The sequence below is a fragment of the Stenotrophomonas sp. YJH_SMC_105-26 genome (genome assembly GCF_059368915.1).
On sequence record NZ_JCAFSD010000001.1, the window covers coordinates 1,316,052 to 1,331,613 of the forward strand.

Below are 15,562 nucleotides of genomic sequence, written 5' to 3' on the forward strand. Positions count from 1 at the left end.
GCGAGCGGGGTCGGCGAGGCATCAGCGCTGCGACGGCCCCCAATATCCCAGGTCCTTGCGGATCTGCAGGTCGCGCACCCAGCTGCCAAAGGGCTTGCGCCGCAGCACGCCCATTTCACCGGACAGGAAATCCTCGGTGGCGGCGATCACCCGCTCGCTGGACAGGCCATCGCGGTACGGATGGATGGCGTCGGCGTAGCGCACGATCTCCGCCTGCAGCGCGGCGTCGGGATGCAGCGCGCGCTGCAGCATCGCCGGCAGCTGCGCCGGGTCGTCGAAGTCGATCATGTGCGGCTTGGGCACGCGGTTGCGGAAGGTCACCACCGGCTTGTGCTGGACGATGAACTCCGAAACGATCGACGAGGTGTCCGACACCAGCACATCGGCGGCGCGCTGCGCGGCCATCACCTGCTCCGGCTCGATGAAGCGGGCATGGGCACCGGCCAGCGCGCGGTAGCGCTCGAAAAGTTCCGGTGGGCACTTCGGGTGCAGGGTCAGCAGCCAGTAGCGCTCACCGCCAGCGATATCGGCGGCGACCTGCGCATGCAGGTGGGGCGCTGCGCTCAGGCGCTCGGTGAAGGTCGAACCGAACAGGATCACCGGGCGCCCGCCCGCCGCTGCGCGCAGCGCGGCGCTCTCGCCACCGTCGTCGCGGAACAGCGGGTCGAGCTTCGGCCAGCCGGTCTCGGCTACGGCGAAGTGGCCCTGCAGGGCGGCGATCTCACGGAACGGAGCGGTGGTGGCCGGCCCCTGCGTGCAGTACAGGTCGAACATGCCGCGCACCCGGAAGTGGCCGCGCGCACTGTCGCGCTTCTCCACGTTGAAGCCATGGAACAGCTGTACCTTGGCGCCGGACAGGAAGGTCGGCACCCAGTTGGCGGCGCTGAACACGGCACGCGGCCGCATCGCCAGGGCCTGTTTCAGTCCGATGTTGGGCACGCCCGGCAGGCTGCTGGCGGCCGCGCCGTCCTCGAACCAGGCCGCCACCTCCTGCCCGGAGGCGTGCAAGGCCTGCGCCAACGGGGCGAGAATAGGCAGCGCATAGCGCTCCGTCGCAAACAACAGGTACCCGGCCATCATGTCCTCCACGACCGCTCCCATCGAACGGCCTCGCATCTCGGCCTGCATTATCGCGTTCAACGAGGCCGGCCGCATCGGCGACTGCCTGGCCTCGCTGACCTTCTGCGACGAAATCATCGTCGTGGACTCGTACTCCACCGATGCCACCCTGGCCATCGCCGAGGCCGCAGGCGCCCGCGTGCTGCAGCGCGCGTTCGATGGCTTCCGTAGCCAGAAGGCCTACTGCGTCGAGCAGGCAAGCCACGACTGGGTGCTGTGCCTGGACGCCGATGAGCGGATCAGCCCGGAACTGCGCGCAGCCATCGAACGGGCCCGCGACGATGGCTTCGCCGGCCATGCCGGCTATCGCTTCGCGCGCCTGTCGGAGTACTTCGGCAGGTTCCTGCGCCATGGCAACGCCTACCCGGACCGGGTGATGCGCCTGTTCGACCGCCGCCGCGGCGGCTGGCGCGGCAAGCGCGAGATCCACGAGGCGGCCAGCGTCGACGGCAGCGTCGGCACCCTGCGCGGCGACCTGGTCCATTACCCGTACCGCTCCCTGCAGCAGCAGCTGGCCAAGACCGAGAAGTACGCGCGGATGATGGCCGAGCACGAGTTCGCACGCGGCAAGCGGGCCACGCTGGGCAAGCTGGTACTGGCGCCGGCCTGGCGGTTCTGGCGCGGCTTCGTGTTCCGTGGCGGCTTCCGCGATGGCTGGCACGGCCTGGTCTACGCCTACGTGCGCGCCAACTACGTGCGGCAGAAGACCATCATGCTGTGGATGCTGGGCAACGGCCAGCCCGTGGCCGACCCGCCGAACCCCTGATCGCCGGGGCCCGCCCGGCGCGCCGACGCATCACGAGCCGGTGATCGCCCGGTGGCGCGCGCCTTCGACGATCGACAGGCCGGTCAGCAGCCCGACCAGGGTCACGTAGAAACTGGCCGTCATCTGGTGCGCGAACATCGACTGGGTCAGCCCGCACAACGCGTAGGTGATCACCAGCATGACGCCGGCAGCGGCCGGCCCGCGGAAGGTCGCCCGTCCGCTGCGGCGATGCAGGCGCACGAACAACCACAGCGGGATGCCATACACCGCCAGCAACAGCAGCAGGCCCGGTACACCCTGGGTCGCCGCCCATTCGGCCACGTCGTTGTGGGCATGCCCCAGGTGGCAGCGCAACTCTTCCGGGTTCTCCCGGCAGACCGGCACGCGCTGCATCGCGCTGTCGAAATGACCGATGCCAACACCCACCAGCGGATGATCGAGGAAGGTCTGCCAGGCTACCTGCAGGCGCTCGACGCGGGCACCGGCGGAAGAATCACTGTCGCCCAGCTCCATCCGCTGCACGTCGCTGTGCAGCTCGCTCAGGCGGACCTGGTGGCGCAGCTCCGGCACCGACAGCAGCAGCGTCGCACCGATCGCCAGCATCCCGGCCAGCACCGACAGGCGCGCCGCACCGGTACGCCAGCGCAGGCTCAGCGCCAGCACCACCAGCAGCGCCAGCAAGGCGGCGAACACACCGCGGCTGCCGGTCAGCACGATGGTGCCGCAACCGGCGGCCATGCCGAGGATCACCAGCGACCAGCGCCGCGACGGCCGGCAGAACACCAGCAGCACCATCAACACCATCACGATGTCGGCCAGCACGATGGCGTTGGTGAACAGCTCCGCGCGCGGGGCGCCGCCCAGCACCTGCCACAGCGACATCACGAAGGTGGCGAGCAGGCCGGTCAACGAGCCGTACCAGAGCCACCGCAGGCTGGGACGCAGCGCGCAGATCCACAGCGCGATCCATGGGATCACCACGAATCGCGAACGGTTGTCGACGTCACGCAGGCCCTGTTCGAACAGCACCACCGACAGTACGCCGAGCGCCAGCACCGCCAGCATCAGCCAGACCAGCACTTTCACCGGCTGGCCGGCCATGCCCCGCGCGCGCCACAGCAGCTCCGGCGCCAGCAGGGTGCTGAGCAGCAGCAGAAGACCATACGGCAACAGGTTGATCGGCACGGTCAGCACCAGTGCCGGCAGGCAGAACAGCCCCAGCTGGGCCAGCCCGTGTGCAACCCCGTGACGCCCACCGACGGGAACGCCCAGCGGGTCGCCGGCCATGAGGTTCAGGTTGTCCGGTGAAGCTGGCACGTCGGGAAGTATCGCTGCAATCTGCTGGAAGAATGGGACGGGCCAACGCGGCCCGTCCCAGCCTGCTGTTTTACTGCCTTTGGACCCGCTTGGGCAGACTGGACAAGCGGAAATCGTGCTGGCTAGTCATGTTCCTGCAAACGCCGTTCACGTTCCCGCTCCTCGGCAGTGACCACGCACGGCACCGTCACCGCCGCCGCCGGCACCAGCCACCAGCGCCGCCGGTTGGCCACGCCGGCCAGTTCGGAGCGGTTGCGGTCGACGCACGACAGCATCGCGTACTCGTGGACCAGCAGCCAACGGCGTCCGGGCGCCAGCCGCTGCCAGCGCGTGGCCGCCACCAGCTGCTCGTCCCAGTCAGTCTCGAAACCGAAGGTCGCTGCGGGACGGTCGGCCAGCAGCAGGTGCTGTTCCTTCCAGGCCACCAGCCCCAGCTCGGCATCGGGGCCCAGGCGGGTACCGACCGCGCGCATCAGGCCACGGGCCGAACTGGAATCGTTCAGCAGCGGGTAGCCGACCAGGCTGTACAGCACCCAGACCACCGCCAGGGTCGACACCAGCGCAAGCTGCCGGCGACGGCCACAGGCCAGCAGGCTCAATCCGCCCCACAGGCCCATCGCCAGGATCGTCCACGCCAGCGCGTCGACGGCCCCGGGGGCGAGCCCGCGGCTATGGGTCAGGCGCAGCTCGAAGGCCGGGTCACCCAGCACCGCCATCGCGCCAGCCACGGCCAGGCCCAATGACAGCAGGCCGGTGAACAGCCCCACCACGGCCTGCACATCGCGTCGCTTCAGCAACCCCGGCAACAGCGGTGCCAGCACCAGGCAGAACATCGGCAGCGCCGGCAGGATGTAGACGTCGCGCTTGCCGGCGGGAATCGAGAAGAACAGCACCACCATCAGCCACCAGGCCAGCGGCAGCAGATAGCGCGCGTCGCGGCGTTGCAGCCGGCGGCGCCAGGCCGGAATCGCCCAGGGCAGGGCCAGGAATGCCGGGATCCACATCAGCGGCATCGTCGCCAGGAAGTACCAGGCGGGCTGGTGGTGATCCCAGGAATGGGTGTAGCGCCGCGCCGTCTGCTGGAACAGGATATCGTCCATGTAGGCGCGATATTCGTCCGAGCCGGTGGCGAAGCCGGCCAGCAGCATCGGCGCCAGCCACAACGACACCGCCAGCAGGAAGGCCAGCGGCGCCAGCCAGAAGCGCGCGTCGCGCGCGTGCAGGCCCACCCGTGGCCACCGCAGCGCCGTGGCGACTGCCGCGGGCACGATCATCAGCAGCGCCAGCATGCCCACGCCCTTGGTGATCACGCCGATGCCGGCGAAGAACCAGCCCAGCCACCACCAGCGCCAGGCAGGCCCCAGCAGCAGGTGGCGCAGCAGGCCGTAGTTGGCCAGGGTGACGAACAGCAGCAGCAGGGGATCGATCTGCGCCTTCTTCGCCTGGAAGGTGAACTGCAGCGCGAACAGCAGCGCCCAGCCGGCATACAGCCCCACCCGCCGCGTCCACAGCCGCCGGCCCAGGTCGACCACGCACCACAGCGTGCCCAGTGCCGCCAGCAGCGACGGCAGCAGGAAGGCCACGCGCCACTGCCCGACCAGGCTGTACAGCGTGGCCTGCCACCACATCAGCATCGGCGGCTTGTCCGAGTACAGCTCGGTCCCGCGGTGCGGGAACAGCCAGTGGCCGCTGTCGAACATCTGCTTGGCCACCAGCGCGAAGCGCGGCTCGTCCGACGGCCACGGATCACGAAGGCCCAGCCCGGCCCCCAGCACCAGCAGGGCCATCACCACGAACAACCACGTCTCGCGCGACGCGCGGGATTTCAGCATGGGACTCGCAACGTCAGCGGGGGTCAGGCCGTTTTTAGCAGACGCGCGTAAAAGAAACCGTCAGCATCGCTGTCACCCGGCAGTCGCTGGCGCGCGATCCCCTCGCAGTCCAGGCCGAATCTGTCATCCAGCGGCTGTGCCACCGCGTCCGGATGCCACTTCAGGAAGGCCCGCACCTGATCGATGTTCTCGGCGCGCAGGATCGAACAGGTGGCGTACAGCAGCACGCCGCCCGGGCGCAGCATCGACCAGCAGGCCTCCAGCAGGCGGGCCTGCACGCCGACCAGCGCATCGATATCCTCGGCGCGGCGGTGGAACATCACGTCCGGCTGGCGGCGGATCACGCCGGTGGCCGAACACGGCGCATCCAGCAGGATGGCGTCGAACGGTGTGCCATCCCACCACGCACCGGGGTCGCTGGCATCGGCCACCCGGGTCTGCGCGCCCTCACCTACACCGGTGCGGGTGTAGGTATCGCGGGCACGCGCCAGGCGACGCGCATCGATATCCAGCGCCAGCAGGCGCAGGCTCGGGTCACGCTCCAGCAGGTGCGCCGACTTGCCACCCGGTGCCGCGCAGGCGTCCAGAACGCGGGCGCCGGACACCGGTGCCAGCGCGTCCGCCGCACATTGCGCCGACAGGTCCTGCACCGACAGCGCACCGTCGGCGAACCCCGGCAACTGGTTCACCGCGATGGGCGCCACCAGGCGCAGCGCGTCGGCGCTGAGCGGGCTGGCTTCGGCAGCAATGCCGGCCTCGGCCAGCGTGGCCAGCGCCTTGTCACGCCCCCCCTGCTGGCGGTTGGCACGCAGCCACAGCGGCGCCGGCTGCAGGCTGGCAGCAAAGATCGCCTGGGCCTGGGACGGCCAGTCGCGCTCGACGGCATCGGCCAGCCACGCCGGAAAGGCGTCACGCGCAGGCTGCTCCGGGAACCCCTCGCGCTGCGCGCGGCGCAGGATCGCGTTGACCAGCCCGGCCTGGCGCTCACGGCCCAGCGCGCGGGCGGCGTCGACCGTGGCCGACAGGGCCGCATGCGCCGGCAGTTCCAGCACGTCCAGCTGCGCGAAGCCCACCATCAGCAACGTGCGCAGGTCGGCATCACGCGCCGACAGCGGCTTCTGCATCCACGACTGCAAGGCAGCGTCGTAGGTACTGCGGCGGCGCAGGACTGCAAAGCACAGCGCTTCCAGCAAGGCCCGATCACGACTGTCGGCCAGCTTGGGCAGTGCCCAGGCCAGTTCCGCCTTCAGCGAGCGGCCACGGGTGAACACCTGCGCCAGTACGCGTGCGGCCAGCATGCGGGTGGCCGCGCCGGGCGCCGCCTTGGCGACGGAGAAATCATTCTGCTTCGACACCGCTTATGCCCCCACGTGCAGGTCGCGGCGGGCATTGAGGTAGTCGGCGGCGGTGATCGCCTTGCCGCCTTCGCGCTGCAGCGTGCGCAGCCGCAGCGCGCCCTGGCCGCAGGCGATGTCGATACCATCGCGGCTGGCCGCCAGCACCGCCCCCGGCGCCTGGCCGTGGGCCAGGTCAAGAGCGACCGCGCCGTGGATGCGCACGCGCTCGCCGGCCAGCGTGGCCTCGGCGATCGGCCACGGATTGAAGGCGCGCACGGTGCGCGCCAGTGCATCGGCGTCCTGTGCCCAGTCCAGGCGGGCTTCGGCCTTGTCCAGCTTGTGCGCGTAGGTCACGCCCTGCTCGGGCTGCGGCCGCGCGATCGGCTTGATGCCGGCACGCAGCAGGCCCAGGCCGTCTGACAGCACCTGTGCGCCCAGTTCGGCCAGCTTGTCATGCAGCTGGCCGCCGGTATCGGTGGCCGCGATCGGCAGCTCCTGGTGCAGCAGCACCGGGCCGGTATCCAGGCCGGCTTCCATCTGCATCAGGCACACGCCGGTCTTTGCGTCACCGGCCTGGATCGCGCGCTGGATCGGCGCGGCACCGCGCCAGCGCGGCAGCAGCGAGGCATGCACGTTCCAGCAGCCGTGGGTCGGGATCGCCAGTACCGCCCTGGGCAGGATCAGGCCGTAGGCGACCACCACCATCAGGTCCGGCTGCAGGTCGCGCAGCTGCCGCTGGGCAGCTTCATCCTTCAGCGATTCGGGCTGGTAGACCGGAATGCCACGGGCCACGGCTTCGAGCTTGACCGGCGACGGTGCCAGGCCACGGCCGCGCCCGGCCGGGCGATCAGGCTGGGTATAGACGGCCACGACCTCGTGGTGGCGCGCCGCGGCGCGCAGCGACGACACCGCGAATTCCGGCGTACCGGCAAAGACAATCCTCATGGCTACCCCACTTGCAGGATGGATTCGTGCAGGAAAGAAAACGGCGCCGTCGGCCGGCGCCGTACAGCCCGCGCGCGTCGCGCAGGCACGGGCCACCCGGAGGGCGGCCCGGATTGGCGATCACGCCACGTGCTTGCGCTGCTTGGCCAGCTTCTTGCGGACCATCTCGCGCTTGAGCGGCGACAGATAGTCGATGAACAGCTTGCCGTCCAGGTGGTCCATCTCGTGCTGGATGCAGGTGGCCAGCACTTCACCGGCCTCCAGCTGCTGCTCCTGGCCGTTGCGGTCCAGGTACTTCACGGTAATGGTGTCAGCGCGGGTCACGTCGGCGAAGATGCCCGGGACCGACAGGCAGCCCTCCTGGTACACCCGGCCCCCGTCCTTGGCGACGATTTCCGGGTTGATGAACACATGCGGTTCATTCTTCTCTTCGCTGACATCGATGACCATGAAGCGCTTGTGCACGTCCACCTGGGTGGCGGCCAGGCCGATGCCCGGGGCGTCGTACATGGTCAGGAACATGTTGTCGATCAGTTCCTGGAAGGCCGGCGTGGTGACTTCGGCGGCGTCGATCAACGCAGCCTTGGTACGCAGGCGCGGATCGGGGAACTCGAGAATGGGGAGAAGGGCCATGGCTGTTTCCGGATAGGGGGCCGGCACGCCGGCATACGTCGCAGATTCTAGCTCCAACGCTTGCCTTGCGCCCCGGTTTCTGGACTATAGTGCGTGGACCTGTTGGGGAATCAGGGCTTCACACCTATGTTGCTTCGTTTTCGTACGGTCGTCGCCGCGGCGATGCTGACCGTGGCTGCCTATGCTACCGCCGTGGAAGTGAATGGCGGGCACCCGGACACCTATGTGGTCCGAAAAGGGGATACGTTGTGGGATATCGCCGCACGTTTCCTGCAGAAGCCTTGGCTGTGGCCGGAGATCTGGCAAGCCAATCCGCAGATCGCCAACCCGCACCTGATCTATCCAGGTGACGTGCTGAGCCTGGCCTACCTGGACCGGGTGACCGTGTCCCAGGCCGGTCCGCGCCAGGAGGCCCCGATCGACGCCATTCCGCTGGCCCAGGTCGAGCCGTTCCTGAAGCAGCTGAGCGTTGTCGACAGCGTCAAGCAGCTGCCCTACGTCGTCGGCCTGGAGGACAGCCGCCTGCGCGTGTCCGGTGGCGACACCGTCTACGTGCGCCTGGCGGATGCCCAGGTGGGCCAGCGCTGGGCCGTGGTACGCCCGACCGTGCGTTACGCCCAGCCCAAGCCGACCGAGGACCTGACCGCCAATGGCGACGTCACCCCGGGCAGCGGCAACCTGTGGAAGGCCTACAACGCACCCAACGCACGTCGTGGCGTGCTCGGCTATGAACTGGCCCAGGTCGCCACCGGCACCATCACCCAGATCGCCGGCGGCAAGGTCGAGGCCTCCACGCTGGTGCTGGACAAGAACGTCGGCGGCCGCGAAGTGCGCGCCGGCGACCGCCTGGTGCCGGTCGAAGCCCGGCCGTACGACCTGCAGTTCGTGCCCCACGTACCCGCTGCGGGTGTCGAGGGCGTGGACGTGCGCGTGCTGGCGGTCACCGACATGTTCACCGCCGGTGGCCCACGCGACGTGATCGCGATTTCGGCCGGCCGTGCCCAGGGCGTGGACAACGGCACCGTGTTCTCGCTGTGGCGCCCGGGCCGCCATGTAGCGCACCGCATGAAGTACCCGACCTCCTCGCGCATGGACGACTCGCTCAGCACCGGCGCAGGCCGGGTCTCGCTGCCGGATGAATATGCCGCGCATGCGATGGTGTTCCGCACCTTCGACAACGTCAGCTACGCGCTGGTGATGCAGGGCGTGAAGCCGGTGCAGGTGGGTTACAACGCGCTGCACCCGGACGCGAAGTAACGGTTGCCGGACTGCCCCGGCCACCACTGGAGTGCCGGCCGCGGGCCGGCAGGCACCTCCGGCAAAACCTGACAGCCACATGCGAAGGCGCCCTAGGGCGCCTTTGTTGTGTGCGGCCGATAGTGGGGGATGACCACACATGCATACGAGGCGCTGCTGCGCCTGTTGATGGCGGGAGGCGCACTGGCGTCCCGACGGGCCCTGCTGCAGGCCGCGGGCGATGCGGAAACCGCCATCGCGCAAGGCACTGCGACCTGGCGTGCGCACGGTTGCACGCCGGAGCAGTGCGCCGCCCTGGAACGCCCCGATACCCGGGCCTGGACATCCGCCCGGCGCTGGCTGGAACAGGACAACCATCACCTGCTGCCGTGTACCGATCCGGCCTTTCCGCCATCACTGCTGGAGGTACCCAACCCGCCGCTGGCGCTGTTCGTGGCCGGTGATCCCTGCCTGGCCTGGCGCCCTTCGGTGGCGCTGGTCGGCAGCCGCTCGCCCACCCCGGGCGGGCGTGCACTGGCCGCGCGTTTTGCCGGCTGCTTCGTCGAGGCCGGCCTGGCGGTGACCAGCGGCCTGGCCGCAGGCATCGATGCGGCCGCGCACCAGGCTGCGCTGGAGGCCGGCGGCTGCACCATGGCAGTGATCGGCACCGGCCCTGACCGGGCCTATCCGGACAGCCACGCGCGGCTGCAGGCGCGGATCGCCGCCGAAGGCGTGGTGCTCAGCGAGTACCTGCCGGGCACGGCTGCCCGTCCCAGCCACTTCCCTGCGCGCAACCGGCTGGTGGCCGGACTGGCGCTGGCCACCGTGGTGGTCGAGGCCGCGCAGCGCTCGGGCGCGCTGATCACCGCGCGCCTGGCCGCCGAGGCAGGCCGCGAGGTCTGTGCCCTGCCCGGGTCGGTGCTCAACCCGCGCGCGACCGGCTGCCATCGCCTGATCCGCGAGGGCGCGGCGCTGGTCGAGCGCCCCGAGGAGGTCCTGGAACTGCTCGCCCCCGCCCTTCGCCAGCAGCTGCCGGGCTTGCAATCGCGGTTGGCCACCCCCACTGAACAGGCACCGCCGGCGCTCCTGCCGGCGCGCTGGGCCGACGACCCTGACTACCAGTGCTTGTGGCGGGCGCTGGACCACAACCCAAGCGGTATGGATTCACTGATCACGCGTTGTGGATTGACGGCGTCACAGGTGTCCTCCATGCTGCTGGCCATGGAACTGGCGGGAATCGTGGTGTGCGTACACGGCCGCTACTGTCGAACTCCCTAGTTTCTTCACCTCCACAGCGTCGCGCGACGCAGGCCGAGGGGCAATGAAAGAGAGCATCCTGGATGTACTGCTGTACCTGTTTGAACACTATTTCAGCGAAGATGCGGACCTGATCCGTGACCGCGATTCGCTCCAGAACGGCCTGATCCAGGCCGGTTTCAGCCCCACCGAGATCAACAAGGCGTTCGACTGGCTCGATGCCCTGGCCGCGCAGCGGCCGAGCGTGGCCCAGGCGCGGGTCGATGGCCCCGTGCGCATCTACCACGGCCCCGAGCTGGACAAGCTGGACGTGGAATGCCGCGGCTTCCTGCTGTACCTGGAACAGCACGGCATCCTCGACGCCGACCAGCGCGAGCTGGTGCTGGACCGGGCGATGGCCCTGGACCAGGACGAACTGGACCTGGACGACCTGAAGTGGGTCGTGCTGATGGTGCTGTTCAACCAGCCCGGCTCCGAAGCGGCCTACGCCTGGATGGAGACGCAGATGTTCATGGACGAGCCAGAACCCCTGCACTGACCGTACACTTGGGGGCATAGCGCATTCAGGAGCGTCCCCGTGAGCGAGTGGTTCCACGCAGAAGGCAACCGGCAGCAAGGCCCGCTGCCGGCGGAACAGTTGGTCGAGTTGTTCCGCAACAACCAGATCTCCCTGGACACCCTGGTCTGGCGCGACGGCCTGCCGCAATGGCAGCCGTTGCGCAGCGTGGTCGATGAGCTGGGCCTGATCGTGCCGGCGCTGGACGTCGCCGCGCCGGCCGTGGAACCCGAGCCGGAGCCCGAACCGGAACCGGTTGCGCCGCCGCCGCCGCAACCACCGGTGCTGCCGCCGTCCACGCCCTATGCCACGCAGACCCCGGCCGGGGTGCTGCCGCCGCCGAAAAAGAAGCTCTCCGGCTGCGCCCTGACCGCGATCATCGGCGGCGGCCTGCTGCTGGTGCTGGTGCCGGTCATGGCCATCCTCGCGGCGATCGCCCTGCCTGCCTACAACGACTACACCGTGCGTGCCAAGGTTGCCACCGCGGTCAATGCCCTGCAGCCGCTGAAACAGCAGGTGCAGCACTTCGCCGACGACGAAGGCCGCTGCCCCGGTGCCAACGATGCCGGTTTCCCGGCGCCGGGTGATTTCACCCAGGCCGGCCTGTCGGCGGTGAACATCGGCCGCTTCAACAACGGCCACTGCGGCATCGAAGCAACGCTGGCCGTGCCCGGCAAGAGCCTCGATGGCGACCTGCTGTGGCTGGAATATGATCGCGACAGCGGCCGCTGGGAATGCAGCGGTGAAAGCGACGACAAGTACCTGCCGCCGTCGTGCCGCGGCTGAGCCACGTGCACGGCAGCACCTCCAAGGACGATCCAACAGGGAACATGCAATGACCGAGTGGTACTACGCCGAAGGACAGCAACGCCAGGGCCCGCTGCCGGTCCAGGAAATCCGCCAGCGCTTCCAGCGGGGCGAACTGAACCTGGACACCCTGGTCTGGCGCGAAGGCATGGCCCAGTGGGCTGCACTGCGCCAGGTGGTCGATGAGCTCGGCCTGCAGACACTGGCCGATGCCAGCACGGCCACCGCCAGCGGCGGCTTCGACCTGCGCGGCGACTACGCCGCCATCGACAACGGCACTGCACCGCTGCCTGGCACGGGTGCGCTCAGCAGCTCGCCCTACAGCGCCCCGGCCGCTTCCGGTGCCGGTGGCCCGCAGCCGGTGATCGGCGGCGAGGTGGTCTACGCAGGCTTCTGGAAGCGCGTAGCGGCGTACATGATCGACTACTTCGTGCTGGCCATTCCGGGCGGCATCATCGGCGCCATCATCGGCGTGGTGCTTGGCGCCAGCATGGGCGCGGTGGGCAGCGGCGAGACCTCCATCGAAATCGTCGCGCAGGTGGCCAGCGCGCTGATCAACATGGCCATCGGCGTTGCCTACTACACCTGGTTCCATTCCTCGCAGGGTGGCGCCACGCTGGGCAAGATGGCGGTCGGCATCAAGGTCGTGCGCAGCAACGGCGATCGCCTGACCAAGGGCCGCGCCTTCGGCCGCTACTGGGCCATGCTGCTGAGCAGCTTCACCCTCGGCATCGGCTTCCTGATGGCCGCCTTCACCGAGCGCAAGCAGGGCCTGCACGACATGATCTGCGACACCCTGGTGGTCGACCGCTGGGCCTACACCGACCAGCCGCACCTGCAGCGCCATGAGCTGGGCACGGTCACCATCGTGATCCTGGTGCTCACCGGCCTGCTGGTGCTGGCGGGCCTGGTGGTGCTGGTGGCCGCGGTCGGCTTCATCGCCAAGATGGCCTCATGAACGGCCATCCTCACGTCTGGCTGCTTGACAGGGGCTGGCCGGGCGTGATTCCTCTAATAAGGTGAAACCTGAACGCCCGGCACACTACCGGGCGTTCAGCGTATTGATTTGTCCGTGGCCGCTTCACTAATGCGGCCGTTTGCTCCACCCTAGCGGCCCCTCCCCTGCGGCTCGCCCCACAGACACTGCTGCCATGCCCAAGCACCTGCTCATCGTCGAATCGCCGGCCAAGGCCAAGACGATCAACAAATACCTCGGCAAGGACTACACCGTCCTGGCCTCGTATGGGCATGTGCGTGACCTGATTCCGAAGGAAGGCGCGGTCGACCCGGACAACGGGTTCGCCATGCACTACGACGTGATCGACAAGAACGAAAAACATGTCGACGCGATCGCCAAGGCCGCCAAGGGCGCCGACGACATCCTGCTGGCGACCGACCCGGATCGCGAAGGTGAAGCGATCAGCTGGCATATCGCCGAGATCCTGAAGGAACGCGGGCTGGTCAAGGACAAGCCGATGCAGCGCGTGGTGTTCACCGAGATCACCCCGCGCGCCATCAAGGAAGCGATCAGCCAGCCACGCGCGATCGCCAGCGACCTGGTCGATGCCCAGCAGGCGCGCCGCGCGCTGGACTACCTGGTCGGCTTCAACCTGTCGCCGGTGCTGTGGCGCAAGGTCCAGCGCGGCCTGTCCGCCGGCCGCGTGCAGAGCCCGGCGCTGCGCATGATCGTCGAGCGCGAGGAAGAGATCGAAGCCTTCATCGCCCGCGAGTACTGGTCGATCGCCGCCGAGTGCGCACACCCGTCGCAGCACTTCAACGCCAAGCTGATCAAGCTGGACGGGCAGAAATTCGAGCAGTTCACCATCACCGACGGCGACACCGCCGAAGCCGCCCGCCTGCGCATCCAGCAGGCCGCGCAGGGCTCGCTGCATGTCACCGACGTGGCCAGCAAGGAGCGCAAGCGCCGCCCGGCGCCGCCGTTCACCACCTCCACCCTGCAGCAGGAAGCCTCGCGCAAGCTCGGTTTCACCACCCGCAAGACCATGCAGGTGGCGCAGAAGCTGTATGAAGGCGTGGCGATCGGTGACGAAGGCACCGTCGGCCTCATCTCGTACATGCGTACCGACTCGGTGAACCTGTCGCAGGACGCGCTGGCCGAAATCCGCGACGTGATCGCCCGTGATTACGGCATCGCCTCGCTGCCCGACCAGCCGAACACCTACCAGACCAAGTCCAAGAACGCCCAGGAAGCGCACGAGGCGGTGCGCCCGACCTCGGCCCTGCGCACCCCGGCCCAGGTGGCGCGCTTCCTGACCGACGACGAGCGCCGCCTGTACGAACTGATCTGGAAGCGCGCCGTCGCCTGCCAGATGATCCCGGCCACGCTCAATACCGTCAGCGTCGACCTGTCCGCTGGCAGCGAGCACGTGTTCCGTGCCAGCGGTACCACCGTGGTGGTGCCCGGCTTCCTGGCCGTGTACGAGGAAGGCAAGGACAACAAGAGCGCCGAAGACGAGGACGAAGGCCGCAAGCTGCCGGCGATGAAGCCGGGCGACCGCGTGCCGCTGGAACGCATCCAGGCCGAGCAGCATTTCACCCAGCCGCCGCCGCGCTACACCGAAGCGGCGCTGGTGAAGGCGCTGGAAGAGTACGGCATCGGCCGTCCGTCGACCTACGCCTCGATCATCCAGACCCTGCTGTTCCGCAAGTACGTGGAAATGGAAGGCCGCAGCTTCCGCCCGTCCGACGTCGGCCGCGCGGTGTCCAAGTTCCTGTCCAGCCACTTCACCCAGTACGTGGACTACGACTTCACCGCCAAGCTCGAAGACGAGCTCGACGCCGTCTCGCGTGGCGAAGAAGAGTGGATCCCGCTGATGGCCCGCTTCTGGGAGCCGTTCAAGGAGCTGGTGGAAGACAAGAAGGAATCGGTGGACCGCGCCGAGGCCAGTGGCGCGCGCGAGCTCGGCACCGACCCGAAGACCGGCAAGCCGGTCAGCGTGCGCCTCGGCCGCTTCGGGCCTTACGCCGCCATCGGCAGCACCGCCGAGGACGCCGAGGAGAAGCCGAAATTCGCCTCGCTGCGCCCCGGCCAGTCGATGCACACCATATCCTTGGAAGATGCGCTGGAACTGTTCCTGATGCCACGCGCGCTGGGCGAGGACAACGGCGAGCCGGTCAGCGTCGGCATCGGCCGCTTCGGCCCGTTCGCCAAGCGCGGCAGCACCTATGCCTCGCTGAAGAAGGAAGACGACCCGTACACCATCGACCTGGCCCGCGCCGTGTTCCTGATCGAAGAGAAGGAAGAGATCGCGCGCAACCGGATCATCAAGGAGTTCGAGGGCAGCGACATCCAGGTGCTGAACGGCCGCTTCGGCCCGTACATCAGCGACGGCAGGATGAACGGCAAGATCCCCAAGGATCGCGAGCCGGCATCGCTGACCCTGGCCGAAGTGCAGCAGCTGATGGAAGAAACCGGCAAGCCCGTGCGCAAGGGCTTCGGCGCCAAGAAGGCTGCCGCGAAGAAGGCACCGGCCAAGAAGGCGGCGGTGAAGAAGGAAGCGGCGCCGAAGAAGGCCGCAGCCAAGAAAGCGCCTGCCAAGAAGGCGGCGAAGAAGGCCGTGGTAAAGAAGGCCGCTGCAAAGAAGGCACCGGCGAAGAAGGCCGTCAAGAAAGCCGCGAAGTAGATTCACGCCATGCGTGGATAAGGGGTAGTGCCGGCCGCTGGCCGGCAACATCCAGAAGCACCCGATGCCGGCCAGCGGCCGGCACTACCGGGCCAGGGTCCACCCCTTCTGCA

General features: G+C 68.6%; 13 protein-coding genes. 7 read left to right on the forward strand and 6 right to left on the reverse strand.

The window, feature by feature from the left end; all coding sequences use genetic code 11:
• Positions 1-21: 21 nt before the first annotated feature.
• Entirely contained in the window at positions 22-1,080 is a 1,059-nt protein-coding gene (locus AC5P7F_RS06000; protein WP_126411403.1) for a CDP-glycerol glycerophosphotransferase family protein, read from the reverse strand.
• On the opposite strand from AC5P7F_RS06000, the gene AC5P7F_RS06005 reads away from it, so the two are divergent.
• Complete coding sequence (locus tag AC5P7F_RS06005; RefSeq protein ID WP_164077609.1) at positions 1,079-1,885, forward strand: glycosyltransferase; 807 nt, start codon at positions 1,079-1,081, stop codon at positions 1,883-1,885. The genes AC5P7F_RS06000 and AC5P7F_RS06005 overlap by 2 nt on opposite strands.
• Before the next feature lie 30 nt (positions 1,886-1,915).
• On the opposite strand, the gene AC5P7F_RS06010 is transcribed toward AC5P7F_RS06005, so the two are convergent.
• The 5 genes from AC5P7F_RS06010 to def all read right to left on the reverse strand — a co-directional run bounded on the left by AC5P7F_RS06010 (position 1,916) and on the right by def (position 7,949).
• Positions 1,916-3,172, reverse strand: coding sequence for an O-antigen ligase family protein (locus tag AC5P7F_RS06010; protein ID WP_014648560.1), 1,257 nt, complete (start codon positions 3,170-3,172; stop codon positions 1,916-1,918).
• A 152-nt stretch (positions 3,173-3,324) separates the two neighbouring features.
• Entirely contained in the window at positions 3,325-5,034 is a 1,710-nt protein-coding gene (locus tag AC5P7F_RS06015; protein WP_164077608.1) for a glycosyltransferase family 39 protein, read from the reverse strand.
• A 23-nt stretch (positions 5,035-5,057) separates the two neighbouring features.
• Positions 5,058-6,389: a 16S rRNA (cytosine(967)-C(5))-methyltransferase RsmB gene (gene rsmB / locus AC5P7F_RS06020; RefSeq protein ID WP_164077607.1), complete on the reverse strand. Its 1,332-nt coding sequence runs from the start codon at positions 6,387-6,389 to the stop codon at positions 5,058-5,060.
• A 3-nt stretch (positions 6,390-6,392) separates the two neighbouring features.
• The gene (gene fmt, locus AC5P7F_RS06025) at positions 6,393-7,316 is read right to left on the reverse strand and encodes a methionyl-tRNA formyltransferase (protein ID WP_014648563.1); all 924 of its coding nucleotides are present in this window, start codon (positions 7,314-7,316) and stop codon (positions 6,393-6,395) included.
• Between the two features lie 120 nt (positions 7,317-7,436).
• Positions 7,437-7,949, reverse strand: coding sequence for a peptide deformylase (gene def, locus AC5P7F_RS06030; RefSeq protein WP_014648564.1), 513 nt, complete (start codon positions 7,947-7,949; stop codon positions 7,437-7,439).
• Between the two features lie 126 nt (positions 7,950-8,075).
• Between def and AC5P7F_RS06035 the strand changes: the two genes are divergently transcribed.
• The 6 genes from AC5P7F_RS06035 to AC5P7F_RS06060 all read left to right on the forward strand — a co-directional run bounded on the left by AC5P7F_RS06035 (position 8,076) and on the right by AC5P7F_RS06060 (position 15,449).
• Positions 8,076-9,206: a LysM peptidoglycan-binding domain-containing protein gene (locus AC5P7F_RS06035; protein WP_032958270.1), complete on the forward strand. Its 1,131-nt coding sequence runs from the start codon at positions 8,076-8,078 to the stop codon at positions 9,204-9,206.
• Between the two features lie 129 nt (positions 9,207-9,335).
• Positions 9,336-10,463 (forward strand): DNA-processing protein DprA, encoded by a 1,128-nt coding sequence (dprA, locus tag AC5P7F_RS06040; protein WP_014648566.1) that lies wholly within the window; start codon positions 9,336-9,338, stop codon positions 10,461-10,463.
• Positions 10,464-10,506: 43 nt separating this feature from the next.
• Positions 10,507-10,980 carry a DUF494 family protein gene (locus tag AC5P7F_RS06045; RefSeq protein ID WP_005419622.1) on the forward strand — a complete coding sequence of 158 codons (474 nt, stop codon included), beginning with the start codon at positions 10,507-10,509 and terminating at the stop codon, positions 10,978-10,980.
• Between the two features lie 39 nt (positions 10,981-11,019).
• On the forward strand, positions 11,020-11,784 hold the full coding sequence (locus AC5P7F_RS06050; RefSeq protein WP_014648567.1) for a pilin: 765 nt from the start codon (positions 11,020-11,022) through the stop codon (positions 11,782-11,784).
• A gap of 49 nt (positions 11,785-11,833) precedes the next feature.
• On the forward strand, positions 11,834-12,763 hold the full coding sequence (locus tag AC5P7F_RS06055; protein ID WP_049408647.1) for an RDD family protein: 930 nt from the start codon (positions 11,834-11,836) through the stop codon (positions 12,761-12,763).
• A gap of 193 nt (positions 12,764-12,956) precedes the next feature.
• A complete protein-coding gene (locus AC5P7F_RS06060; RefSeq protein WP_126411408.1) occupies positions 12,957-15,449 on the forward strand; it encodes a DNA topoisomerase I in 2,493 nt (830 codons plus the stop codon).
• Positions 15,450-15,562 lie beyond the last annotated feature (113 nt).

Excerpts from the sequence above, each read along its gene's own strand:
- AC5P7F_RS06005 (WP_164077609.1), top strand. The coding sequence starts at position 1,079 with ATGTCCTCCACGACCGCTCCCATCGAACGGCCTCGCATCTCGGCCTGC.
- AC5P7F_RS06000 (WP_126411403.1), bottom strand. The coding sequence starts at position 1,080 with ATGATGGCCGGGTACCTGTTGTTTGCGACGGAGCGCTATGCGCTGCCT.
- AC5P7F_RS06010 (WP_014648560.1), bottom strand. The coding sequence starts at position 3,172 with ATGGCCGGCGACCCGCTGGGCGTTCCCGTCGGTGGGCGTCACGGGGTT.
- AC5P7F_RS06015 (WP_164077608.1), bottom strand. The coding sequence starts at position 5,034 with ATGCTGAAATCCCGCGCGTCGCGCGAGACGTGGTTGTTCGTGGTGATG.
- fmt (WP_014648563.1), bottom strand. The coding sequence starts at position 7,316 with ATGAGGATTGTCTTTGCCGGTACGCCGGAATTCGCGGTGTCGTCGCTG.
- def (WP_014648564.1), bottom strand. The coding sequence starts at position 7,949 with ATGGCCCTTCTCCCCATTCTCGAGTTCCCCGATCCGCGCCTGCGTACC.
- AC5P7F_RS06035 (WP_032958270.1), top strand. The coding sequence starts at position 8,076 with ATGTTGCTTCGTTTTCGTACGGTCGTCGCCGCGGCGATGCTGACCGTG.
- dprA (WP_014648566.1), top strand. The coding sequence starts at position 9,336 with ATGACCACACATGCATACGAGGCGCTGCTGCGCCTGTTGATGGCGGGA.
- AC5P7F_RS06045 (WP_005419622.1), top strand. The coding sequence starts at position 10,507 with ATGAAAGAGAGCATCCTGGATGTACTGCTGTACCTGTTTGAACACTAT.
- AC5P7F_RS06055 (WP_049408647.1), top strand. The coding sequence starts at position 11,834 with ATGACCGAGTGGTACTACGCCGAAGGACAGCAACGCCAGGGCCCGCTG.
- AC5P7F_RS06060 (WP_126411408.1), top strand. The coding sequence starts at position 12,957 with ATGCCCAAGCACCTGCTCATCGTCGAATCGCCGGCCAAGGCCAAGACG.